Origin of the sequence: Aurantibacillus circumpalustris, assembly GCF_029625215.1 — a bacterium.
In the GTDB taxonomy this organism is placed as follows: Bacteria; Bacteroidota; Bacteroidia; order B-17B0; family Aurantibacillaceae; genus Aurantibacillus; species Aurantibacillus circumpalustris.
In genome coordinates, this window is record NZ_CP121197.1 from 2,857,549 (window position 1) to 2,880,004 (window position 22,456).

Consider the following 22,456-nt stretch of genomic DNA (forward strand, 5'->3'; position numbering starts at 1 on the left):
ATAATCTAGGATTTTGGTTTTAAGGTTGCTTTAACTTCTACCAAAATAACCGATGCGATTTTTTGGTTCACAACTTTTGGAATTTTAATATTATGATCTTCTAAGGGGACTTCAAAACTTGTTTCTATATATATTTCTTTGTCTTTGATGATGATTTTCACTTTAACTATTTTCTCTTTCTCTGTTCCGTGTATAGCGAAATCGCCTTTTGCTCTTAGAGAGTAAGTTCCGTTTTTTGTAAAATCAATGTCTTCAATAATTTTACCTTTAAAAGTAGCCTTTGGATATTTTCCTGTTTCCATGTAATTCTCGCGGAAATGCTCTTTTTGGAGGCCACTGTTAAATCCTTCAAAAGAATCTATGTCAATGGCAAAGGCAACATTTTTGGTTGAATAATCAATTACTCCAGTAGTTTTATTTGAATGTGCTTTGATTAATTCTAGCGGAGCCTCCGAAGTAAATTTGGTATCACCATCTTTGCACAGATAAATTTGTGCATCGACGAATTTGGCCGTGAAGAGTATAATTATCAGTAAGAGTTGCTTCATGTACAAATGTTTAGATTAAAGTAAATGTAAGAAATTTGTTTAAGTATTTCCAATTTTATTAGGCTAGCGCTTGCTTGAGATCTTCTAAGATGTCTTCAATATCCTCAACACCAACGCTTAAGCGAAGTAAATTATCAGTAACACCAGCTTTATCTCGCTCTGCTTTAGGAATAGAGGCATGCGTCATAGTTGCAGGATGATTTATTAGTGATTCAACGCCACCTAAACTTTCAGCAAGAGAAAACACTTTAAAGGAAGATGCAAGTTTAAATGTGTTTTCGATGCTTTTTTCCTTCAGAACAAAAGAAATCATTCCACCGAAATCGCGCATTTGCTTTTTAGCGATATCGTGATTGGGATGATCTGTGAAACCAGGCCAGTAAACCTTTTCAATTTTAGGATGTGTTTTTAAATATTCAGCCACTTGGCGTCCATTAAAACAATGGCGTTCCATACGCAAATGAAGCGTTTTAATTCCACGCATCACAAGAAAACAATCCATTGGACCAGGCGTCGCACCGCAGCTATTGTGGATGAATGCTAATTGCTCATAAATAGTATTGTCGTTTACAACCAAAGCCCCCATAACTACGTCGCTGTGTCCGCCTAAGTATTTTGTAACGCTGTGCATTACTATATCGGCTCCTAAAGCGAGAGGGTTTTGTAAATACGGAGAAGCAAAGGTATTGTCAACCGCTAAAATGAGTTTGTGTTTTTTAGCAATCTTCGCACAAGCCTCAATGTCCATTATCTGCATGGTCGGATTGGTAGGTGTTTCAACCCAAATTAATTTTGTATTGCTGTTAATGTGTTTTTCAATATTCGATGCGGTAGTCATGTTTATAAAATGGAACTTAATTCCAAAATTCGCAAACACCTTTGTAAACATGCGGTAACTGCCTCCGTATAAATCGTCACCTGTAATAACTTCGTCACCGGGACGAAGCATTTTTATAATAGCATCAATTGATCCCATACCGCTGCTGAAACATAGGCAATGCTTACCGTTTTCTAACGCGGCAATATTTTTTTGTAGAGCATCACGTGTAGGATTTTTTCCACGCGCATAAGAGTATCCTTTATTTTTGCCTGGAGATTCTTGTGTATAAGTACTTGTTTGAAAAATCGGTGTCATAATAGCACCAGTACTAGGATCAGGATCTGCACCTGCGTGAATAGCTTTGGTACCGAATTTATAATTTGAAAAATTATTAGACATAGTTTAAATTTTGAAAGATATTAAATAAGCAAATATGCTATAAATTAGTATCGCAAATATAAGTTATATAAGCATATCCTGAAATAGCCAGTGAGGAATCAGGACTATGTTTGTTATGTTAGTATTTTATTAGTTTACTACGATTTTTTATCTTTCAATTTTATTGAACTAGAATGTTTTTAAGAACAATTGCATTGTACCAAACCTTCCAACTAATCGTTATAATGCCATGCAGGCTATTGGGCTCACTAAATGAAGTTGCATTGTTTTAAAGCAATTGTAAGATTTTTCAGTCAGTAGAAATCTCTTAAAACTATATAGAATAAGGAGATTGTAGATTAAAGTTCGATAAAATATTTGGTTTAAAAATGTTATTTTAGATATTAGCTGCCAAGGATTTCTATAGATAATAAAATTCAGTTAAACAAGATTTTCAGCTTTTTTCACTATATATATGTTTGATAAATAAAGCGAATCATTATCAGGTAGCAGTTTATTAAGTATTTTACCAATAACGTTAATATTAAAAATTATAAACTTTTTGAGTATACCAATTTTTTCACTTTTATATCGCGTGTCTTTTCTTGAAAAATATAAAAAGAAAGCCTGAGTATAGGTTTCGATAAATGTGCCTCCTTTTTTATATAAAAGAACTTCAAAACCTTTGTTTTTAAACTTATGGTTTAAAGCAAAAGAAGTATATCGTGCAAAGTCGTATGGTATCTCATGTTCGTTCCATAAAAAAGGGCAGGTTACAAATAGTAGCCCATCCTTTTTAAGAACCCTGTTAAACTCAGCGATTTTATCATCCAAGTCAAACAGGTGTTCAAATACTTCGGTACACAAAATATAGTCAAATTCAGCATCCTTAAAAGGTAATTTGCCCCCATCATAAAAAATATCTATCTGTTCTTCATTATGAGGATGCCCCTCATTTTCGTAATCCAGACCAACATATTCATCTACCTTAAACAGAGATCTGTAAGGTTTAGAACCACATCCAAAATCTAATAACCTACCACCGTTTGTATGTTCAGAAAAAGAGGTTGCGGCATTAAAAAGCCCTGTTCTAACGAAATAAAAAGGCGACGATAATTTTGGATGTAAAAAATCTGACATATTTTAGAAATTAGGGAGCAAATGTAATTATAAAAAATGATTGCCATAATATAAAACTAATTTATATGTCAGTTACTTAAGTTTTTATTGAGTGCAATTGGCACCAGTTTTTAGTTTTGAATTATGAGTAAATCTTTATTAAATTTGCCCAAATGATAGAAAATACTCTAATAAAAAACGCTTCTGTTGAAGAGGTAGAATCTTTAAATGTTCAAAAAATCATAAAAGGCTATAAGGACAAATACAACATTGAAGTATCTTATCTATTTGAAAAAACTAATGAAGTAAAAATTGTAAAGTGTAGTAAAACAGGTTTTCGTTTTTATTATCCTTTATCTGTTGAAGGTGATAATAAGTTTTACATTGATTTGTATTCAAATAACACAAAAAGACTATATCAAAAAGTAAAATGGGAATTTAAGCAAGCTGCTTCTATTATTAAAAATGATTCATTGCTTATAGATGTAGGATGTGGAGGAGGAGATTTCTTTGATGAATTAGCAGGAAAAAACTGTAAATGTTATGGGCTTGATAAAAGTGATTTTGCTGGAGATTTATTAAAAAGCAAGGGAGTTGAATTTAGTAATGAGTCTATTGAAATTTTTGCTGAAAAAAACCTTGAAAAATTTGATTATGTAACAGGATTTCAAATTTTAGAGCACGTCAAACATCCTGGTAAATTTATAAGCAGTATGACAAAAATGCTTAAAAAGGGAGGTCTGTTAATAATTGCAGTACCTAATAACGAGCCCTATTTTTTGAAGTACGATAAATATCATACATTAAATTTACCACCCCATCACATGGGGCTTTGGAACAAAGAAAGCTTAACAAACATAGCACCTCATTTTGGACTTCGTGTAAAAGATTTTAAATATGAAGGATTTGACTATCTTATCCAATATTTCAAAAACAAAACCGGTATAAACAACAAAATTTCCACTGCTGTTTTAAAGTTCTTTTTAAAATTCTTTAATAATACATTAGGGAAAAGAACCGCATTAGTTGTTTATGAGAAAATATAATTTTACCACCACACTATGACTTCCAGATATAACATTGGCTGTGCTACAGATAAAAACTATGCTCAGCACTTAGGAATTATGATTTATTCGCTGATGTTAAACAGTGCATTCCCAAAACTGTTTGATATTTACATTGTTGATGGAGGGATTTTAACAGAAGATATTGAACGGTTTAAGCAAATTGAAACTGAGTTTGGATGTAAAATTTCTTTTTTAAAGCCCGATAGGAAATATTTTGAAAAACTAAAAGTTTTTGAAATTTATAGTGAAGCCACTTATTATAGATACTTTTTATTAGATACATTACAGGTTGATAAAATGTTGTTTTTAGATTGTGACATGATTGTAGAGGGTGATGTTACTGAGTTGTACAATATTAATCAGGAAGGTAATATAATTTCAGCTGTTTATGAGGTTTTGTGCCCAATTAAACATTTAGAAAAAATTAATCTCACAAAATCATTTAATGCAGGTATGATGCTTATAGACTGCAAGAGGTGGCAGGAAGATCAAATTTCTCAAAAAGCATATCAATTTCAAATTGATAATGAACATTTGTTGGAATATCCTGACCAAGATTCTTTAAACATTATATTAAAAGATACTTGGCAAATAGTGCCTTATAGATGGAATGCTATTGCGAGGTTAGGATTGGTAAGATTTGGAATTGGAAAAGCGGATTTCAGGTTTTTTTCTAAGGATGAAATTTTCAAAGAATATAACAATCCTAAAATAATACATTATGCAAATAGGTTGTTTAAGCCTTGGTTTTGGCTTGATCCATCTCCATTTAAGAAAAATTATTTACACTATAAAAAGATTTCACCTTGGAAAGATGTTCCTTTTGGCGATAAGTCATTTATAGGAGCTTTAAAAAGGATTCAATATTATTTCACATTTGTATTTAAATATTTAAAAAGAAGTTATTCTTAATATGAAATTGTGTTGAGTTCAAAAAGTTACAAAATTTTAGTTTGCAGAAAAGGTTATTGAAATCGAATAAGCTTAAATGTTTCCCAATATATTTTGCTTTAATCGATTAGCAGTTTGAGAAAAAGCTTTCTGTTTTTTTTGGTTCGCTTCAATAGCATTGTGAATAAAATGTTTTTGTTTACAAAAGTAATCGGTATAGTACAATAAATACCCTCAATTTTAAAGGAAAAACAGGTGTAAATGAGTAAAGAATGGACGATTTATATTTGTAATTTACAAGAGTTAGAATAAAAATAATAGAGTATATTAGCTATTTAAATTGATGAGTAAAAAGATTTCGATACTTGTTCCTATTTACAATTCTGTTAAGTTTATGAATTTACTGATGGAGGCTATTGATACCGAGCGCCAGCAATCAGATTGGGATTTAGAGGTTGTGTTAGTAGATGATGGTAGTCGTGATAAAAGTTACGAAAAAATAGAAGAATTAAGTAAGCAATACACCTACATAAAGGGTATAAAATTATCTAAAAATTTCGGCCACCAAATCGCTGTAAAAACCGCATTAAGTCATTGTAGCGGTGATTATATAGCTATTATTGATGACGATTTGCAAGATCCTCCATCTTTGTTACCGGGTTTTTTTAAATATTTAGATCAAGGTTACGATGTAGCATATGGCGTTCGAAAAAAGAGAAAAGAATCTTTTATTAAGCGGTTGGCGTACAGCAGTTTCTATAGAATATTAAAAGGTATGAGCGATATTCATATACCTATTGATAGTGGTGATTTTTGTGTGATGAAAAAGCACGTGGTACACAATATGCTTAAATTGCAGGAGCAAAATCCGTTTTTGAGGGGAATACGTGCCTGGGTAGGTTTTAAACAAATTGGAGTAGAGTATGAGCGTTCGGCAAGAATTGACGGACAATCTGGTTACACGTTAAAGAAATTAATGAAAATTGCTTTAGACGGAGTTTTTTCATTTTCAACAGCGCCAATTCGTTTAATTACTGTTTTAGGATTTATTGGTTTTGGTTTTGCTTGTCTATATTCATTTGTTACAATATATGGTTATTTTGTTCAAAAGATAGAAACTAAGGGATTTGCAACATTAGCTATTTTAATATCATTTTTTAGTTCGTTAATTCTTATTTGTTTAGGAATTATTGGCGAATATATTGTAAGAATTTACGATGAGGTTCGCCAACGGCCATATGTTGTAATTGAAAAAACCGTAAACATATGAGTTCTACCAATGTTGCTATAATTGGAAGCAATGGTTTTATTGGCCGGCACCTGACTAATTTTTTATCTCTAAAAAACAATATACAAGTACATTTATTCGGTAGGAGCAGTGAAAGTATTTTCGATCGTAGTTCTTTTAATTATAAAAAAATTAACTTATTAAATAGTATTCAAAACGCTGAATATTTTAAAAACATAGATATTATCTATTACCTTGTATCAGAAACTATTCCGGCAAATAGCTGGGAAAACCCTTTAATAGACGTTGAAAAAAATTTAATTCCCTTTTTAACTTTTGCAGAGTGTATATCAAAACTAAACGTAAAAAAAATAGTTTACCTAAGTAGTGCAGGAACAGTGTATGGTACAACTCATAAAAAAGTTGATGAAAATTACAATAAGAATCCTTTTTCACCTTACGGCATTACAAAATTAGCAATTGAAAATTTTTTAATGTACTATGAAAAAAAGCACAAAATAAATTGTGATATATATAGAATTTCAAACGTATATGGTGAAGGGCAGGATACGACTAAGGGTTTAGGTTTAATAAACACTTTTTTAGAAAAAAGCATAGTTGATCATAAGATTAAGATTTTTGGAGACGGTAATAATCTTCGGAATTATATTTATGTAAAGGATGTCGCGCAGTTGTTGGGATTGTCTTTAACGGCAGATGTAAACACTTCTGAAACATATAATCTTTCTTCAAACGATACATTAACAATTAATCAGATTGTTGATTTAATTAAGACAACGGTTTCAGAGCCTTTTCAGGTGGAATACGTTGATAAACGAGAGAGCGATAACACGACTATAGATCTTGATAACACGAAAATTCTTAAGGCAGTTACTAATTTTAATTTTACTCCAATCAAACAGGGTATGACTGAAACTTATAACTTTATAAAAAATAATTTTTTATGGCGAAAATAGCTACCGGTAATAAAACTCAAAAGACCTCGACCAATCTATTATCAACCAGTAGTTTTAAAATTGCTGGCAGAACATTTTCTTTTACTCAAGAGGAAAAAATATGTTCAATATTAATGACAATTTTAATTCTATTGATTTATAGTATTCGCAGTAAATTTTTATTAATTCCTTTTGAGAGAGACGAGGGCATATACAGTTATATGGGTAAGCTTGCGCTAGAAGGTAAAACCCCGTATATAGATTTTTATGAAATGAAATTCCCAGGGTTATTTTATTTTTATGCAAGTATTGTTGGCCTTTTTGGTGATACTGTAAAAGGTATGCATACTGGATTTATGTATTTAAATATCGCCACAATTTTGTTACTTTATAATGCTGGTAAAAATTTATTTTCACCTATAGCCGGTTTAATCTCAGCTATTACATTTGCTTTTGTGTCTTTAACTGCAAATTTAAGTGGCTTTACGGTTCAGGCAGAACACGGTGTTGCGTTTTTTATTAGCTTAGGATTGTTTTTTTATACCCTCACTAAAAAGAGTGGAAAGTGGTATTATTTTTTGTCAATGGGCGTTGCCTTGGGTATGGCATTTATGGTAAAAACATCAGGAGTATTTATGCCACTTTGGGGTGGGTTAATTCTAATTTTGGATTTAATCTTCTCAAAAAAGCCAAGACAATTTAAAACGTTTTTTAAAAATCTATTGGCTTATTCAGTTGGTGGGTTTAGTGTAATAGCTATCTTTTTTACTGTTATTTTTTTCAAAGGATCTTTTAATGAAATGATTTATTGGACCTACGAGTATTCAAAAGTTTACGTTGGCGGTGTGCCTTTTGAAGAGGGTATTAAATATTTTAAATATACCAGAGATGCTATTGTTCAAAATTATAAATTTTTTTGGGTACATAGTGTTTTAGCTGTTGCGGTATGTTTGTTGCGACCTATTTCATTTCAATTAAAAGCTTTTGGAATTAGTTTGTTAATTTTTTCAGGTTTAACTATTGTCCCTGGTTTTTATTTCTATGGTCATTATTGGATACAGACCCTGCCAGGTATTTCTTTATTAGCAGGTTTAACTTATCATTGTATTATCACCGTTTTTGAGCCAAAACTTAAGCTCGGAAAATTGAAATTAAGGTACATTTACCTTTCAGTATTTGCAGTGCTAACGTACAACCATATAAACGCGTTAAAATCTTATTATTTTCATCCAAACTATGATTTAATTTTAAGGCAAGTATATGGAAGCAATCCTTTTCCAGAGGCAATGGAAATAGGGAACTTTATTAATGCTAACTCGAAGCCAGAAGATAATATCGTTTTAATTGGGTCAGAGCCTCAGATTTATTTCTACACTAAAAAGAAATCACCATCTCGGCATGCTTACTTTACAGCGCTAGTAAGCAATGTGAAAACGCATAAAGAATGGCAACGTGAATTTGTAAGAGATACTGAAAAAGCTAAGCCGCGGTATGTGATTTTTTTCAATAACCCTATTTCATTGATGGTTCAACCTAATACGGATAATTACGTGTTTGAATGGGCAAATAAGTATATAACAGAAAATTACACGTTAATAGGTTTTGTTGATATGGTTGACGGTTATACAAACAGTAACTATGTATGGCGTGAACAGATAGCAACATATAAGCAGCAGGGTAAAAACTCAATACTTATTTACGAACGCAAGAGCTTGTAAGAAGTTTTTCTAGTTCGCTTGAATTTAGGGCTTACACGTACTATTGTGATCTTAAGGCCTATATTAGAAAAGATAATATTCCTAAAACAAACTTTACGGTTATTTGTCGTAAGTGATTTTTATCTTAGCTAAGTTAGTCTTTGGTTGCCAATAACTACAGGCTTGATGATAAAACCAAAGTTACAGGAGGATAAAATAATTTGTTGCCTGCTTGAGTTAAATATAAAATTTATTTAGGTAAAAGAGTTGAACTTTCTTTTATAAATTTTTCAATATGTGGAACAATAAACTCACTTTCTTTTGTAGTAGATTTTAGTGTTGTAATTTCTCCCATGTATTCTCCATGTCCTCCTGGGATAATTGCTAATTGAGAGTTGCTGATTAACTTGTGCATTTCCAAAGCGTGTTCTGGTGTGATCACATCTTTGTCTCCAATTATAATTAAGGTTGGTGCTTTTATGGATTTAATTTGCTCATCAGGAATGTCCTTAAAATTCAGCATTCTTTTTACATCTCTATCGTGCATTACTTGCAAACCATCTGGGTTTGCTGCTACTTGGTTATATGCTTCTTTTAATTGCTCTGGCATCTGGCCTATGTGCGCTTGTTTCATAAAATCCCAAAACTGTTCGGGAACACCATTACGTTTGCACAGTGCAGAACCTAAAATGAGGGCATTAACAATCTCAGGGTGACGAATCGCAATTTGCATAGAGGTTGTCCCACCATTGCTAAATCCGAAAAAATCGGCTTTAGTTATTCTAAGATTTTTAAGTAGTGCAACAACATCTTCTGCATCCTGCTCAAATGAAAGATCTGTATCTCTGTTGCCAGTTCGGCCATGCGCTTGCAATTCAACAGCGATCAGTTGTCTATGTTTCGCGAATAAAGGAATTACCTTGCCGAAACTGGTTTGTATGGTTGAACCGCCGCCGTGAATTAGTACAAGAGGATTACCTTGCCCGTATATTTCGTAATACATTTTAATTCCGTTGACTTCTGAATATCCGTTTTTAGAAATTAAGGAATCTTTTACTGTCTCAGTTGTCGAAGTGATTTTTTCGTTTGATGTGTTCATATTATTGCAGCCTGCTATCGTTAGCAGTGTTAATGTTGAAAAAAGAATTGTGGTTTTCATTTTTAGGAGTTTTGACCGAGATATTTTATACACAGGTCAACCCATCAAATATAAAATTTATTTAAAAAATGAACGCGACTTTTATTCTAAAAAAAAGAATCTTATTTTTTATTTAATAACCGTTTCTTGTCATAAAAATGGAAAGAAATTTATCTAAAAAGGTGGCACTGGCAGAGATAGCAGTTCCAAAGTTTAAAAATTTAATGGAAGATCTCAGAAAAGGGATGATGGTGACAGGTTTAACTTATAAAACCTTCATAAGTTACAGTCGTAAGTTAGCTGACTTAACTTTGTATTTTAATAAACTCCCTGAGGATCTTTCAGAAGCGGAATTAAGAGATTATTTATCCCACCTCATACAACATGCTAAAAGTTTATCTGAAAGCGAATTTAAGACAACAGTATACAGCCTTAGGTATTATTTTAAAATAAGAGGGAAGGAGACAAATATTAAAGTGCCTAAATTAAAGTTTGTAAAAAAACTTCCAGCAGTTTTAAGTAAAGAAGAGTGCAAGACTATGTTTGACTTGACAACAAATTTTAAACACCGATTAATACTTCAATTTATTTACGCGGGAGGTTTGCGACTAAGTGAATTGATTAATATAAAATGGATCCATGTGGATGCAGACAGAATGAGTATTCTGATTAAAAGATCAAAAGGCAAAAAGGATAGATATGTTCCACTTTCACCTAATTTATTAAGCGAGCTTACCAAATACATGATAAACGGGCATAGAGGCCATTACATCTTTAATGGAGGCGCGTACAATCAACGTATCTGCGATTCTTCCATTAGTTTTATCTTGAAAAGTGCGTTACGACGAGCAAATATTAAGAAGGAAGGTGTTTGTTTGCATACTTTACGTCATAGCTATGCAACTCATTTGTTGGAGGCGGGTTTGGATATATTTTCAATAAAAGAACTTTTGGGTCATACAAACATTCAAAGCACCTTAGTTTATTTACACGTTACTGATCAGAATAGAATTAATAAATTTTCACCTTTGGATAAATTGTTAGGTCAAAAAGAGGATGAAGAGATTGTTCTAATAAAAAAAAAGTACAATGAACTTTCCTTAAAACGGAACAAAGAGGAAAGTCAATTGTGTGAACAATTGGGATTATTTGATTAGAACAGAATTGGCTTTTAAGGAAATAAGCTAGTTTTCTAAAAATTCAAATCACTAACCTTAAGCGTAAGCAAGGCGATATCATCTGGAAATTCATTTTCTCCTTTAAATTCTTCAGCGAAAAACATAAGAGCTTCATTTAAAAATTCTGGTTTAGATTTATCGTTTTTTGCGATGATGTCTTTTAAAGAGTCGACACTAAGTGAATCGTTCTCAGAGTTGGAGGTATCTGTAAGCCCATCTGTATAACAAACTAAGGTAAATTCGGAGGTGTAATTAAACGTTTCAACTTGGATTTGAGCTAAATTTTCGCTTATGCCTAATATTGTACAACCTTTATTAAGTTCTCTGAATTTGTTTTCGTAATAGAAAATAGGAGGATTATGTCCGGCATTGATATAACTGAATTGCTGACTTTTAGTGTTGAGTTTTGCGAGGAATAATGACACGAATTTTTCAGACTTCGTATTGTCAATTACGCGCTTATTCAGTTCAATAATGATGTCTTTTAAATTGTGCGTGTAATTTATTAAACTGTGTAAGGTAGCTTGCATATTACTCATTAATAGCGCTGCGGCAACTCCTTTACCACTTACGTCGGCTATACAAAAGATAAATTCGTGATTATTAAGTTGAATAAAATCGTAGTAATCGCCACCAACTTGTTGATGTGGTAAATATTTAGCTGCAACTTGAAAGGCATCGGTATTTGGCAGTTCTTGTGGAAAGAGCATTTGCTGCATATTTTGGGCAAGTTCTAACTCCTTTTTTATTTCCGCTCTTTCAATATGTTCTTTATAAAGTTTTTTGTTTTCTATGGCAACAATAATAATATTGGTAAGTGTTTGCACATAGGGCAAATGTTTAATTGCTGCACTTAGTTCAAGCTTGTCTTGATTTACATCGCCTAATAAAACAAATGCAAGAGGCGTTTTTTTGTGGAAGACAGGAATCACTATTTCAAAGCTTTTACTTAACAAGCCTTTGCTAAAAGTAATGGTTTCTATTTCGTGAATAGCCAGCAATTCATCTTCAAAAATCATGTTACTGAACTCATCACCCATACCGTATTTTAGTATGCAGGTCCATTCTTTATCAAAGTGAAATAGGATTAATTTACCAACGCCTAGACGGTTTTCAAGAATTTCTTGGTAGAGGTCTAAAAGTTGAGCCGTTGACAAATTGCTATTGATAGCTTTAGTAACCTCCAACAGAGCGTTTAACTTAAGATCCTGAATCCGCTTTTGTTTTGATATTTTAGAGCCTTCTGCCAAATTATGTAAGGTAAACCGCTTCGTTATTTTTTTTTGAAAAATCTGCTTCTATATGTTCCTGTAAGGTAGTACTTAAAGTTAAGCCGACATAATCTGCTTTTACAGGAAAACGTGTATGGCTTCTGTCAACTAAAATCACCGTGTTTATTTTTTTTACGGGTTTGTCTAGAAACAGCTTAACGGCGTACATGAGGGTTTTTCCACTATTTAAGACATCGTCGACCAAAATAATTGTTTTATTTACAAATGCTTTCTCGGTAAAATCTACTGCGGGTTCACCTTCCCAAGGCATTTCTTTGTTTAATTTTATTTTGCCGATAGTTATTTTAATTGGGGAAATTTCTTTTAGTTTTTCACAAAGTTGTTGTGCGACTTTAAATCCATTTCCATCGATCCCAACAATCAAAAGCTCTTTTTCTGAAAAATTATTTTCGTATACCTGAAAGGCTAAACGATTTATTTTTTGTTTGATTTGTAAGGTGTTTAATATTTTTACTTTTCCGCCCATTGTTATTTTAATGTCAATAATCTGAATAATACTTGATGGTATCTATCCTTCTACGTAAAAATAATGAAAACCTGTCATAAACAATGAACTAATTCTTTAAAAAATTCACAACAGCCTTGTTTACTTTTTTTGAATATCTGAAATGACTGTCGTGTTTACCTTTTTTAAAAGTTAGTAGTTGTGTTGTTTTTGGAAAATATTCGTGTAGTTTTTCTCCAACAGTTAAGGGAACTACGCCGTCTTTAGCCCCCCAAATTAATAGGGTAGGGGTTTTGTCAATATTGTAGTCGTAAAACTGGTATCTGTTTTGATGTTCTATGAGGTAGTTTATTTCGAGTTGTCTGGGTTCTAAAGTTGGTGTAAAATAATAATGAATTAATTTACGTTTAAACTTTTTTGTCGTTGGAATTTTTTTGGAAAGTACAGCTTTTTCCATTGCTTTATATTCGCTTACAGTTTGCGGTATGATAATATTCGACATGCTTGGAACGCCTACAATATGCGCTAAACTATCTGCCATTTGCCCTGAGAAAAATTTTACCGGGCCATCAATGATAATCAATTTATTTACTTCGGCATTAAAAAACTCATTGTAAACAGCAGCTGTTAACCCTCCATAGCTAAAGCCCATCACGTTAATTTTAGGATTTATATTTAATTTTTTAATTAGTTCGTGAATTTGTTCAACTTGAAATTCGACTGAATAATTATTTTCTTTTGCGGTGCTTGTGCCAAAATAAATTAAATCGGGAACTAATAGATTATAGTGTTTTGATAGATTAGAAATTTGTTTGTACCAATTGGTTTTAGCATCTATTCCCATTCCATGCAATAAAAGCAAATAGGGCATGTTAGGCTTATTTGAATAATAAATATGAATATTGGCCTGCGAAGTTTCAACAAGTGTATCGTGAGACAAATACTTATGGATGTGTTTGGTGGTTTTTTCCTCCTGTTTACGAAAAAGAAAAGGAATTTTTGTTTGGGAACGCAGACCAATTAATTGGCATAAAAAAAAGGAGAACAAAAAGGTATAACGCATTTAATCCTCTTTAATTTTTAGTGTTTATGAGTTTACTCATAATATACTCTGAACTTATTTGTACTGCTTAATTAAACGAGCGAGTGTTTGTTTGACTTTATCGTTTGGTTCACATAAAGGTAAGCGTACATAGGTTTCACATTTTTTTAGCAAATTAAGCGCATACTTAATACCACCAGGATTTCCATCAGCAAATAACTGATCTGTAATATCAATTAAACCATAGTGTAATTTTTGGGCTTCTGTAAACTTATGTTTTAGTCCTAAGCGAACCATTTCACTGAAGTCGGTAGGGAAAGCATTAGCCACAACAGAAATGACACCATCGCCGCCGGCTGCCAAAATTGGTAGAGTTAAATTATCATCCCCACTAATAACCATAAAACCTTTTGGTTTGTTTTTAATAATTTTCATTATTTGTTCCATATTACCACTTGCTTCTTTTGTGGCAACAATATTTTTAAAATCGTTTGCAATTCTAACTTGTGTTTCCCAGGTTACATTACTTCCTGTACGACCGGGAACATTATAGAGTATGATGTCTTTTTTTGTAGCCTTTGAAACCGCTTTGTAATGTTGGTAATAACCTTCTTGATTTGGTTTGTTGTAAAATGGCGCTACAGATAAAATTGCTTCGAAAGGTTTTAGATCCGTATGTTGTATGGTATCAATTACCTCCTGCGTATTGTTACCGCCAATTCCTAAAACAAGTGGAAGTTTATTTCCGTTAGCTTTAATAACGGTTTCTATAACTAGTTTTTTTTCGTCTTTACTTAGTGTAACACTTTCGCCTGTAGTGCCAAGAATGACGATGTATTCCACTTTACCTCCGTGTAAATGTTTTACAATGGTTGCAAGTGATTTAGTATCGACGTTTCCTTTTTTATCGAAGGGGGTAACAATTGCTACTCCCGTTCCTCTTAGATTTTTATTACTCATGTATTATAAATTTACTTAAAAAATTATGGATTAAAAGTGACGAGTGCTTTGTTTACAGTTTTTTATGATTAAATTGATTTACTTAAGATTGAAATACTCTGTTGCCATAAGTGCAATTTCGTTACCATAGGCCAAACTTGCTGTGGCGGCTGGGCTCGGACTGTTAATCACATGCATGGCATTGCCTTTTTTCTCGATTTTAAAATCGTCGAGCATTTCACCTTCAGGACCTAAGGCCATGGCTCTTATTCCACATCGTGCAGCAACGATATCGTCCATTTGTAAACTCGGAATTAACTTACGTAAACGGTTTAAAAAATAGGTTTTGCTAAATGCCCCGCGGTATTCATCGAGTCCGAATTGCCAGTGTTTACCGAAAAATTTCCAAGTTCCTTTGTAAGTAAATGCATCAACAGTATCTTTTAAACTGAAGGCAGTCTTAGTATAACCTTCCCTGTCAAATACAAATACAGCGTTAGGACCACACTCTGTTCCACCTTTTATCATGCGTGTAAAGTGAACACCTAAAAATGGGAACTTAGGATTTGGAACAGGGTAGATCAGGTTTTTCACCTTGCTTAATCCCTTTTCGGTTAAATCATAATAATCACCTCTAAAACCAACAATAGCAGAATCTGTTTTAGTTCCTTCTTTTTTGGTAATACGATCGGCTTGTAAGCCTGCCGTGCTAATAATGTATTTACCGGTAAACTTAGCAGACTCAGTGACAACAACAGTTGAGTCTGCGTTTTTTTCGAAAGCAATTACTTTTTGTGAAGTAAGAACTTTACTTCCGTTATTTTTGCTGTGAATAAGTTCAACGTATTTTTTTGCAACGTCGGTATAATCAATAATACCGGTGCAGCCTACCCAAAGCCCTGAAATGCCTTCGCAATAAGGTTCTATTTCCTTGATGCGCTTAGAATCAATAATTTCAATGTCTTCAACGCCATTAGCAATACCATTGTTATAAACTTTGGTCATATGCGCCAATTCACTTTCGTGTGTTGCCACAATTATTTTACCGCAAATATCATGTGGAATATTATAGTCTTTTGCAAACTTAACCAGCTCACGGCGTCCTTCAACGCAGTTTTTTGCTTTATAAGAACCCGGTTTGTAGTAAATACCGCTGTGAATCACACCACTGTTATGCCCGGTTTGATGCGCAGCCACTTCTTTTTCTTTTTCTAAAACAAGAATCTTTTTGTTTGGGTGATGAAGTGTGAGTTTATATGCGGTAGCGAGACCAACAATGCCTCCACCAACAATAATAATGTCGAAATTATTTTCCATAAATGAGAGCACAAATGTACCAAATAATGATGGATTTTACTTTATATTTAATCCCTTAAAGAAGCCTTTGAACGCATTTAACTTCGGAAATAAAACAACAACAAAATAAACCATGAAAATTATCTGTATAGGGCGTAATTACGCTGAGCATGCTAAAGAACTTAAAAACGAAATTCCAACTGAACCGGTATTTTTTATGAAACCGGATACAGCTTTGTTAAAAGAAGAAGATTTCTATTTACCTGATTTTACCCAGGATTTGCATCACGAGATCGAATTGGTTCTCAAAATAAGTAAAGCGGGTAAACATATTGAAGAGCAATTTGCACACAAATATTATAACGAAATTGGGTTAGGAATTGATTTTACAGCACGTGATCTTCAAACAAAAGCAAAGGAAAAAGGACTCCCTTGGGAAAAGGCTAAAGCCTTTGATAACAGTGCTCCTATTGGGAATTTTGTAAGTAAAGAAACATTGAAATTAAACGATATTCATTTTGAGTTAAAAATAAATGACCAGTCAAAACAAATAGGCAATTCAAAAGATCTTATTTTTTCGTTCGAAAAAATAATTAGTTATGTTTCGAAATTTATAACACTTAAAGTTGGCGATTTAATTTACACCGGCACACCCGAAGGAGTAGGGCAGGTGAAGGAAGGTGATAAACTGGAAGGTTTATTGAATGGAAAAAGTTTTTTAAAATTGAATGTGAAGTAAAGAAATTATGAAACTCTAATTTTAGTTTCTTAGTAATTATAAGGAAAGAACTGATTTTGCGTCGTCCAGCAATTGAGTTAAATCGTTTTTAGGATACCATTTTTTTCCGATCATAATCCCAGAAATATTTCGGGAGTTTGAAATGTGGTTTAAAGGATTTTTTTCTAAAAGTATTAGATCAGAGTCTTTGCCTGGCTCAATAGTCGCTTTTTGATTTATGATATTTAAGTATTCTGCAGGATTTTTTGTAGCTGTCTCTAAGGCTTGGTATGGGCTTAAACCGCAGCTTACAAATGTTTCCAATTCGTCGTGTATAGAAAAGCCTTGCATAAGAAACCATTCTGGAGAATCGGACCCTGCCATTAGTTTTACCCCAGCTTGAGCCAGTTGGTAAGTGATTTTTTTTCTTATCTCGATGTACCTTTTCCTACTTGCTAGTGGTGGGGCATTTTTCCAATAGTGATTTTGAATTTTGCAGCGATCTTCTTTAATTTTTGTTGGAATGTAAGCATAATCAATCTTGTTCATGTAGTCCTGTGTGCTGTTACTATCCGCAAAAGATGAGAAGAAAAAGTAGTTGGTTGGCGTGACATAAATTCCGGCAGCACTTACTTTATTTATTAATTCTGGAATTTTGGTTTCATCCAAAAAAGGTACTGTATTCCAGGCCTTTTTTCTCCAGATATTCATATCAGAAACGCTTTCTCCATGATTATACGAAGTGTCTGGTAAAAGCAGATCTATAAATTCATCCATGTGTTCTATCTGTTGTTTCGCAGCTAAAGCTGTGGGCAGCTTAACCAAAGGACCTACATGGCCTGTTACTTTTATTTTTTCTTCTTTTGCAGTATTAATAATGGCGTCGTAAACATCTTTTTTCACCATGAACGTAATTTTTATTTCATCGTAACCTTCCCTTTTACATTGACGAACCGCTTCTACAGCTTCTTCTGGCTTTTTACAAATCTTAGCAAATACTTTGCCTGGCCATGGCCAGTTACCAACAAACTGCGGACTTGAAATAAATAATTTTGGACCGATCCATTTTTTGTCGTTAACGTTTTTCTTTGCAACCAGATAAACAGAATCGCCGCATTCTATCCTAACAGTAGTAAGACCATTGACTAGCATTAGTTTTAATTCAGCTTCACAGGTGTTTTTGTTTTCGCCCTGTTCGTATAAAAAATGGGCATGCATATCGAATAGACCGGGTATAAGATATTTTCCTCGACCATTAATAACTGTTGCGCCCGAAGGTATTTTTACTGATTCACTTGACGCAATTTGCTTTATTTTTCCATTATGAATAAGAACAGTTTGGTTTTCAACTATTCGTTCTTTATCCATAGGAATTAGGTTGACATTGATGATTGCAAAGTCAGAGGCTGTATTATAACTTGATAGAAGTAAAAGTGTTAGTGTGATTCCAAGGATACCTGATAAAATAAATCCGGTTAATCTTTTGTTTTTTTTCATCCCTTATTTTTTTAATAAAGGTATGTTGCTTAGAATGTGCGGCAATAACCCGCTTAGGGGGATATTTATTTAGGGTAAATTGTGTCGAGAATCTATTTGGCAATATTTATAGAAGATGCGCTAAACTCATCTAACTCTTTTATACGGTTTTGAATCTCTTCTTCCCATAGTTTTTGTTTGGCAGAATTTATTCCATGCTCTGTATCCTTATCGTATTTTTCCTGCTCTTTAAAGAGTTCTCCTGAAACTTTATTGTAGAGTTTTGTTGTTTCAGACTGAAGATTTTTGACATTTTTAAAATTAGTATTTGTCATTTTTTGCCTTAGCTTTCGGGCATGCAGTTCGCAAATATCAAAATGAATTTGTTCATGCCTCAAGACATATTCAGAGTACTGAGTAATGTATGATTTTGATTTAATAAAGAGCGCTTCCACGTAAAAAAGTAATTCGCCACCACTTTCACCAGGGTACATAAATATTCCAGTTGCAGCATATCCAAGGGGGCCGTTAGACTTCCCTCTGGCCTTAAAATCTTCCTTGTGTAAAAGAGAATCTTGTTTCCAAATAACAGTATCGTTTTTTAGTTTACGAATATTTGGTGCGATTGTGCGCTGTGAAAAGACGTTGAATGAGAAAAAAATAAAAAGAAAAATGGCTATATTTTTTTTCATAAAGCAGGGATATCTATCAAATATATTGCATTATATTTAAAAAAGGAAGAATAAATTGTATTTGCGCTCTAGATGTCTTAAACATTTTAAATAAGTTTAAATTTGTAGCATGGAAACAAAAGACAGTAATGGTAATATTCTTGCAGACGGTGATTCGGTTACAGTAATAAAAGACTTAAAGGTGAAAGGGTCTTCAATTGTAATAAAAAGAGGGAAAACTGTAAAAAATATCAAATTAACAGATGATCCTGCCGAGGTTGATTGTCGGGTAGACGGAAGTAGTATTGTTTTAAGAACGGAATTCTTAAAGAAAATTTAATTCGGTAAAAGACAAATAAAGGGGAGCAAAATTATTCCTTAATCACCTTTTCTTGATTAAGAACTTTATTGTTCTCAATGATTCTAACGATGTAAATTCCATTCGAATAATCGCTAAGATTTACATTAGATAGTTCGTTAATTATTTTTTCACTGTAAACTAATGATCCAACACCGTTGTATATTTCAATACGCGTACTTTCTGAAATGGTGTTTACAGAGATATTAAAATCACCATTATTTGGATTAGGGTAAACAGTAAAAAGCTTTTGATTTGTTTGAATGTCATCAATATTGGTAAATTGTTTGGATAATATTTCATTACTATGATGTGTTGAGCATGTGATAACAGATTGCATGTAAACAGCACTACTAGAGCAACCCGCCGTATTAATTCCAGTTACCTTAAACTCTTGAGACGTTGTAGGACGGATTGTTATTTTTGATGATACCGGTCCATTTTCCCATTCGTAATAGGTAGTTCCACTAACTGTAAGAGTTGCTGTTTCATTAGCACATAAGTTTCTGATATTACTTGTAATTGTAATAGTTGGATTTGGATATACCATAACCACTTCCATCGCTGTAATATCACTGGTTAATCCGTTATTTTCAGCGACCGCGTAATAAGTATAGTAACCTGCGCTCAATTCTGGAGTAACAAGGCTTGTTCCGGTGCCTACTGGATTTCCAAGGGGAGGGGGGGTGGTGTACCAATAAATTGTATTGTTACTACTGGCGGTAAGTTGCGTGCTATTACCAGCACAAATTTCAAGCGCTTGAGAGCATGTAGTAAGTAAGGGAGGTGAAAGCGCAAAATTTGAATGATTAAAATTAGTTACTGTTTCACCATGTCTCAACTGCTGGGGATTTTCAAATGGTTTGGTAGTTTGTTCAAAATATAAATTAGAAGCAAAATGACTTTTCAAGGAATTGTCTTCTCGGCTTTCTTCAAAAATAGTTTGGTTTAATGAAATGGAATTTGTTTGAGCGCAAATATTACAACTTAGAAAAATGCTTAATATGATCGTCAAACTTTTCATAATTGGGATTTATGACTCGTTTCATTTTCTTTTACAAGATGAAACCTTTTATTTTTTTTTTATTTTTAAATTAAATCAACGTAATTTCTTTGCTATTAAACAGTTTGTTGTAGGCTAAAGTAACTAAAAAAACTATAATGCCAAATAAATTTTGCTCTAAAAGGTCGATAAATGAGGGAAAACGGCATCTGAATTAGCTTTTTATGCCGATGAGGCTATATATGGAATAATGGAAAAGCCTATAAACACAAAGGTTAGCCGCGTAATGTGTCTAACAAATCGTTTAATTGTTCGATTTGTTTTTGATCAAGATTTTTAAAAATATTTATTGTAGATTCGTCAATAACGTCCAGTTCTGCTAGCATTTTAAGACCTTTTTCTGAAATAAGCAGATTTACACTCCTTCTATCATTAGGACATACGCCTCTTGTAATGTAGTCTTTGGCAACTAATTTGTCAACTATCCGCGACGCATCACTCATTCGGTCGAGCATGCGTTCTTTAATAAGTTTTAGTGAGCAATATGAAGGATACTGTCCACGTAAAATGCGAAGCACATTAAACTGTTGAATTGTCAAATCGGTTTTCTTAAAAAACTGACTGTAGTGACTGTTTAACCAATTGCTTGTATAAAGAAGATTAACCGCCAGTTTTTGGTGTGGTGATTTAAAAGATTTTTGTTGGATCTCTTCTTCAAGTTTCATTTCGTGTTTTAAAAAAGGGCACAAAGAATTTTTCTTTGTGCCCTACAAATATAAGATAGATTATGCTTTATTTAATTCAATATTTAATTGTATTTGAACTTCTTCGCTAACCGCAACACCACCAGCTTCTAGAGCCGCATTCCACGTTAAACCAAAATCTTTACGGTTAATCATACCGGTTACTCTAAATCCGTTTTTAATATTTCCATAAGGATCTTTTACTGTTTTTGCAGCGCCTATTGCCACGAATTTAACTTTTTTCGTAACACCGTGCATGGTTAAATCCCCTTCTAGAATGTAAGATGTTTTTCCTTTTCCATCCGATTTCATACTTGTGCTTTTGAATGTAATTGACGGAAATTTCTCTACATCAAAAAAATCGGCACTTTTTAAGTGACCGTCACGTTTCGGATCTTCAGTATTGATTGAAGACGCATCTGCCGTGAAGTCGATTTTAGCATCTGTAAAATCCATTTCAGATTTCGAGTTTGCTGTTCCGTCAAAAACTTTAAATTTTCCTTCCGTTTCAGATACCATCATGTGAGTTACCGAAAATCCAAGTTTCGAATGTGAACCATCCACTTTCCAATTAACTTGTGCAAATGTTGCAGACATCATTAATAAAGATGTTGCTGCGCTTGTAAATAATTTTTTCATTGTTTTAGTTTTAAGTTTATGGCACAAATGTATGTTATAACATTAAATGTTATAACATTTAATTGTTAAATTATTGCAATGTATTTGTAATTATATAATAATCAAATCGTTGTATATTTTTTTAGACTCGCCAACATCAAGATTTTGTAAAACAATTTGATCAATCCGAATTCTGACGAGTTTTAAAACCTGATAATTTAAAGTTTTACACATACGCCTTATTTGTCTGTTTTTTCCTTCTTTTAAAATAACTTTTATCTTATTATTTTCAATCGCTTCACAAATACAAGGCGATGTAAGATAGGCTCCAATTTTAACGCCGTTACGAAAATTCGTAAAAAAATCTTCGTTAGGTATTTTATCTAATGTTACAATATATTCCTTTTCTTTTTCAAATTTTGGATTGCAAATGTTTTCTACCCATTTGCCGTCGTTACTGAGTAGCATTAGTCCTTCTGAATGTTTGTCTAATCTTCCAGCAATTGCTAAGTTTTCGTAAGCATTAAAAAAAAGCCCAATATTATCAGGAATCGCTGCATTTAAGCTGCTTTCAAAACCTGCTGGTTTATTGAATTTTAAATACACAAATTCTTTTCCTTTTCGTTCAATTTTTCCATTTACTTTAATTTCCGAATGTTCTTCCAATAGACAGTTTTCATAAATCTTTATGCCATCAATCTCCACCAACCCCTGATCTATTAATTCCTGAGCCCTCTTATTGCTTAGCATAAGGGTGTGGACTAGGAAATATTTTACGCGTCTATAAAAACTCATTGTAACGATTCAAAGTTAAACTTTGTAATGGATAAACATT

General features: G+C 32.9%; 23 protein-coding genes. 8 read left to right on the forward strand and 15 right to left on the reverse strand.

Annotated elements, in window-relative coordinates; genetic code table 11:
- Positions 1 to 5 precede the first annotated feature (5 nt).
- The 3 genes from P2086_RS11880 to P2086_RS11890 form a co-directional block, all read right to left on the reverse strand.
- The gene (locus P2086_RS11880) at positions 6 to 548 is read right to left on the reverse strand and encodes a YceI family protein (RefSeq protein ID WP_317896961.1); all 543 of its coding nucleotides are present in this window, start codon (positions 546 to 548) and stop codon (positions 6 to 8) included.
- Between the two features lie 58 nt (positions 549 to 606).
- Positions 607 to 1,767 carry a cystathionine gamma-synthase gene (locus P2086_RS11885; RefSeq protein ID WP_317896962.1) on the reverse strand — a complete coding sequence of 387 codons (1,161 nt, stop codon included), beginning with the start codon at positions 1,765 to 1,767 and terminating at the stop codon, positions 607 to 609.
- Between the two features lie 420 nt (positions 1,768 to 2,187).
- Positions 2,188 to 2,886, reverse strand: coding sequence for a class I SAM-dependent methyltransferase (locus tag P2086_RS11890; RefSeq protein ID WP_317896963.1), 699 nt, complete (start codon positions 2,884 to 2,886; stop codon positions 2,188 to 2,190).
- Between the two features lie 152 nt (positions 2,887 to 3,038).
- On the opposite strand from P2086_RS11890, the gene P2086_RS11895 reads away from it, so the two are divergent.
- From P2086_RS11895 to P2086_RS11915, 5 genes are all read left to right on the forward strand, one after another.
- On the forward strand, positions 3,039 to 3,911 hold the full coding sequence (locus P2086_RS11895) for a class I SAM-dependent methyltransferase (RefSeq protein ID WP_317896964.1): 873 nt from the start codon (positions 3,039 to 3,041) through the stop codon (positions 3,909 to 3,911).
- Positions 3,912 to 3,926: 15 nt separating this feature from the next.
- The gene (locus P2086_RS11900; protein ID WP_317896965.1) at positions 3,927 to 4,844 is read left to right on the forward strand and encodes a glycosyltransferase family 8 protein; all 918 of its coding nucleotides are present in this window, start codon (positions 3,927 to 3,929) and stop codon (positions 4,842 to 4,844) included.
- Positions 4,845 to 5,166: 322 nt separating this feature from the next.
- Positions 5,167 to 6,093: a glycosyltransferase family 2 protein gene (locus tag P2086_RS11905; protein ID WP_317896966.1), complete on the forward strand. Its 927-nt coding sequence runs from the start codon at positions 5,167 to 5,169 to the stop codon at positions 6,091 to 6,093.
- Positions 6,090 to 7,028, forward strand: a complete 939-nt coding sequence (locus P2086_RS11910) for an NAD-dependent epimerase/dehydratase family protein (RefSeq protein ID WP_317896967.1) — start codon at positions 6,090 to 6,092, stop codon at positions 7,026 to 7,028. The genes P2086_RS11905 and P2086_RS11910 overlap by 4 nt, the downstream gene beginning before the upstream one ends.
- The gene (locus tag P2086_RS11915; RefSeq protein WP_317896968.1) at positions 7,016 to 8,725 is read left to right on the forward strand and encodes an ArnT family glycosyltransferase; all 1,710 of its coding nucleotides are present in this window, start codon (positions 7,016 to 7,018) and stop codon (positions 8,723 to 8,725) included. The genes P2086_RS11910 and P2086_RS11915 overlap by 13 nt, the downstream gene beginning before the upstream one ends.
- Before the next feature lie 229 nt (positions 8,726 to 8,954).
- Here the strand turns inward: P2086_RS11915 and P2086_RS11920 are convergent, their stop codons facing one another.
- Complete coding sequence (locus tag P2086_RS11920) at positions 8,955 to 9,863, reverse strand: alpha/beta fold hydrolase (RefSeq protein ID WP_317896969.1); 909 nt, start codon at positions 9,861 to 9,863, stop codon at positions 8,955 to 8,957.
- A gap of 137 nt (positions 9,864 to 10,000) precedes the next feature.
- Between P2086_RS11920 and P2086_RS11925 the strand changes: the two genes are divergently transcribed.
- Positions 10,001 to 10,999: a tyrosine-type recombinase/integrase gene (locus P2086_RS11925; RefSeq protein WP_317896970.1), complete on the forward strand. Its 999-nt coding sequence runs from the start codon at positions 10,001 to 10,003 to the stop codon at positions 10,997 to 10,999.
- A gap of 35 nt (positions 11,000 to 11,034) precedes the next feature.
- On the opposite strand, the gene P2086_RS11930 is transcribed toward P2086_RS11925, so the two are convergent.
- The 5 genes from P2086_RS11930 to lhgD all read right to left on the reverse strand — a co-directional run bounded on the left by P2086_RS11930 (position 11,035) and on the right by lhgD (position 16,055).
- Positions 11,035 to 12,270, reverse strand: coding sequence for a PP2C family protein-serine/threonine phosphatase (locus P2086_RS11930; protein ID WP_317896971.1), 1,236 nt, complete (start codon positions 12,268 to 12,270; stop codon positions 11,035 to 11,037).
- Position 12,271: 1 nt separating this feature from the next.
- Entirely contained in the window at positions 12,272 to 12,778 is a 507-nt protein-coding gene (locus P2086_RS11935) for a phosphoribosyltransferase family protein (protein ID WP_317896972.1), read from the reverse strand.
- An 88-nt stretch (positions 12,779 to 12,866) separates the two neighbouring features.
- Positions 12,867 to 13,820 carry an alpha/beta fold hydrolase gene (locus P2086_RS11940; protein ID WP_317896973.1) on the reverse strand — a complete coding sequence of 318 codons (954 nt, stop codon included), beginning with the start codon at positions 13,818 to 13,820 and terminating at the stop codon, positions 12,867 to 12,869.
- Between the two features lie 54 nt (positions 13,821 to 13,874).
- Entirely contained in the window at positions 13,875 to 14,759 is an 885-nt protein-coding gene (gene dapA / locus P2086_RS11945) for a 4-hydroxy-tetrahydrodipicolinate synthase (RefSeq protein WP_317896974.1), read from the reverse strand.
- Positions 14,760 to 14,837: 78 nt separating this feature from the next.
- Positions 14,838 to 16,055, reverse strand: coding sequence for an L-2-hydroxyglutarate dehydrogenase (gene lhgD / locus P2086_RS11950; RefSeq protein WP_317896975.1), 1,218 nt, complete (start codon positions 16,053 to 16,055; stop codon positions 14,838 to 14,840).
- Between the two features lie 112 nt (positions 16,056 to 16,167).
- On the opposite strand from lhgD, the gene P2086_RS11955 reads away from it, so the two are divergent.
- Positions 16,168 to 16,773: a fumarylacetoacetate hydrolase family protein gene (locus tag P2086_RS11955; RefSeq protein WP_317896976.1), complete on the forward strand. Its 606-nt coding sequence runs from the start codon at positions 16,168 to 16,170 to the stop codon at positions 16,771 to 16,773.
- A 36-nt stretch (positions 16,774 to 16,809) separates the two neighbouring features.
- Here P2086_RS11955 and P2086_RS11960 read toward each other — a convergent pair whose 3' ends face one another.
- Both P2086_RS11960 and P2086_RS11965 read right to left on the reverse strand, forming a co-directional pair.
- Positions 16,810 to 18,249 carry an amidohydrolase family protein gene (locus tag P2086_RS11960; protein ID WP_317896977.1) on the reverse strand — a complete coding sequence of 480 codons (1,440 nt, stop codon included), beginning with the start codon at positions 18,247 to 18,249 and terminating at the stop codon, positions 16,810 to 16,812.
- A gap of 92 nt (positions 18,250 to 18,341) precedes the next feature.
- Positions 18,342 to 18,920: a DUF922 domain-containing protein gene (locus P2086_RS11965; protein ID WP_317896978.1), complete on the reverse strand. Its 579-nt coding sequence runs from the start codon at positions 18,918 to 18,920 to the stop codon at positions 18,342 to 18,344.
- Positions 18,921 to 19,029: 109 nt separating this feature from the next.
- On the opposite strand from P2086_RS11965, the gene P2086_RS11970 reads away from it, so the two are divergent.
- On the forward strand, positions 19,030 to 19,239 hold the full coding sequence (locus P2086_RS11970; RefSeq protein WP_317896979.1) for a zinc ribbon domain-containing protein YjdM: 210 nt from the start codon (positions 19,030 to 19,032) through the stop codon (positions 19,237 to 19,239).
- 31 nt (positions 19,240 to 19,270) lie between these two features.
- On the opposite strand, the gene P2086_RS11975 is transcribed toward P2086_RS11970, so the two are convergent.
- The 4 genes from P2086_RS11975 to P2086_RS11990 form a co-directional block, all read right to left on the reverse strand.
- The gene (locus P2086_RS11975) at positions 19,271 to 20,281 is read right to left on the reverse strand and encodes a T9SS type A sorting domain-containing protein (protein WP_317896980.1); all 1,011 of its coding nucleotides are present in this window, start codon (positions 20,279 to 20,281) and stop codon (positions 19,271 to 19,273) included.
- Between the two features lie 254 nt (positions 20,282 to 20,535).
- Positions 20,536 to 20,985: a MarR family winged helix-turn-helix transcriptional regulator gene (locus P2086_RS11980; RefSeq protein ID WP_317896981.1), complete on the reverse strand. Its 450-nt coding sequence runs from the start codon at positions 20,983 to 20,985 to the stop codon at positions 20,536 to 20,538.
- A 60-nt stretch (positions 20,986 to 21,045) separates the two neighbouring features.
- Positions 21,046 to 21,642, reverse strand: coding sequence for a YceI family protein (locus P2086_RS11985; RefSeq protein WP_317896982.1), 597 nt, complete (start codon positions 21,640 to 21,642; stop codon positions 21,046 to 21,048).
- Between the two features lie 90 nt (positions 21,643 to 21,732).
- Positions 21,733 to 22,371 carry a pseudouridine synthase gene (locus P2086_RS11990; RefSeq protein WP_317896983.1) on the reverse strand — a complete coding sequence of 213 codons (639 nt, stop codon included), beginning with the start codon at positions 22,369 to 22,371 and terminating at the stop codon, positions 21,733 to 21,735.
- Positions 22,372 to 22,456: the final 85 nt, after the last annotated feature.

Bases quoted from the DNA above. Each gene is read 5' to 3' on its own strand.
- P2086_RS11980 (WP_317896981.1), bottom strand. From the start codon at position 20,985: ATGAAACTTGAAGAAGAGATCCAACAAAAATCTTTTAAATCACCACAC.
- P2086_RS11970 (WP_317896979.1), top strand. From the start codon at position 19,030: ATGGAAACAAAAGACAGTAATGGTAATATTCTTGCAGACGGTGATTCG.
- P2086_RS11900 (WP_317896965.1), top strand. From the start codon at position 3,927: ATGACTTCCAGATATAACATTGGCTGTGCTACAGATAAAAACTATGCT.
- dapA (WP_317896974.1), bottom strand. From the start codon at position 14,759: ATGAGTAATAAAAATCTAAGAGGAACGGGAGTAGCAATTGTTACCCCC.
- P2086_RS11940 (WP_317896973.1), bottom strand. From the start codon at position 13,820: ATGCGTTATACCTTTTTGTTCTCCTTTTTTTTATGCCAATTAATTGGT.
- P2086_RS11910 (WP_317896967.1), top strand. From the start codon at position 6,090: ATGAGTTCTACCAATGTTGCTATAATTGGAAGCAATGGTTTTATTGGC.
- P2086_RS11975 (WP_317896980.1), bottom strand. From the start codon at position 20,281: ATGAAAAGTTTGACGATCATATTAAGCATTTTTCTAAGTTGTAATATT.
- P2086_RS11880 (WP_317896961.1), bottom strand. From the start codon at position 548: ATGAAGCAACTCTTACTGATAATTATACTCTTCACGGCCAAATTCGTC.
- P2086_RS11895 (WP_317896964.1), top strand. From the start codon at position 3,039: ATGATAGAAAATACTCTAATAAAAAACGCTTCTGTTGAAGAGGTAGAA.
- P2086_RS11985 (WP_317896982.1), bottom strand. From the start codon at position 21,642: ATGAAAAAATTATTTACAAGCGCAGCAACATCTTTATTAATGATGTCT.
- P2086_RS11925 (WP_317896970.1), top strand. From the start codon at position 10,001: ATGGAAAGAAATTTATCTAAAAAGGTGGCACTGGCAGAGATAGCAGTT.
- P2086_RS11965 (WP_317896978.1), bottom strand. From the start codon at position 18,920: ATGAAAAAAAATATAGCCATTTTTCTTTTTATTTTTTTCTCATTCAAC.
- P2086_RS11885 (WP_317896962.1), bottom strand. From the start codon at position 1,767: ATGTCTAATAATTTTTCAAATTATAAATTCGGTACCAAAGCTATTCAC.
- P2086_RS11915 (WP_317896968.1), top strand. From the start codon at position 7,016: ATGGCGAAAATAGCTACCGGTAATAAAACTCAAAAGACCTCGACCAAT.
- P2086_RS11905 (WP_317896966.1), top strand. From the start codon at position 5,167: ATGAGTAAAAAGATTTCGATACTTGTTCCTATTTACAATTCTGTTAAG.
- P2086_RS11960 (WP_317896977.1), bottom strand. From the start codon at position 18,249: ATGAAAAAAAACAAAAGATTAACCGGATTTATTTTATCAGGTATCCTT.
- P2086_RS11955 (WP_317896976.1), top strand. From the start codon at position 16,168: ATGAAAATTATCTGTATAGGGCGTAATTACGCTGAGCATGCTAAAGAA.
- lhgD (WP_317896975.1), bottom strand. From the start codon at position 16,055: ATGGAAAATAATTTCGACATTATTATTGTTGGTGGAGGCATTGTTGGT.
- P2086_RS11935 (WP_317896972.1), bottom strand. From the start codon at position 12,778: ATGGGCGGAAAAGTAAAAATATTAAACACCTTACAAATCAAACAAAAA.
- P2086_RS11920 (WP_317896969.1), bottom strand. From the start codon at position 9,863: ATGAAAACCACAATTCTTTTTTCAACATTAACACTGCTAACGATAGCA.
- P2086_RS11890 (WP_317896963.1), bottom strand. From the start codon at position 2,886: ATGTCAGATTTTTTACATCCAAAATTATCGTCGCCTTTTTATTTCGTT.
- P2086_RS11990 (WP_317896983.1), bottom strand. From the start codon at position 22,371: ATGCTAAGCAATAAGAGGGCTCAGGAATTAATAGATCAGGGGTTGGTG.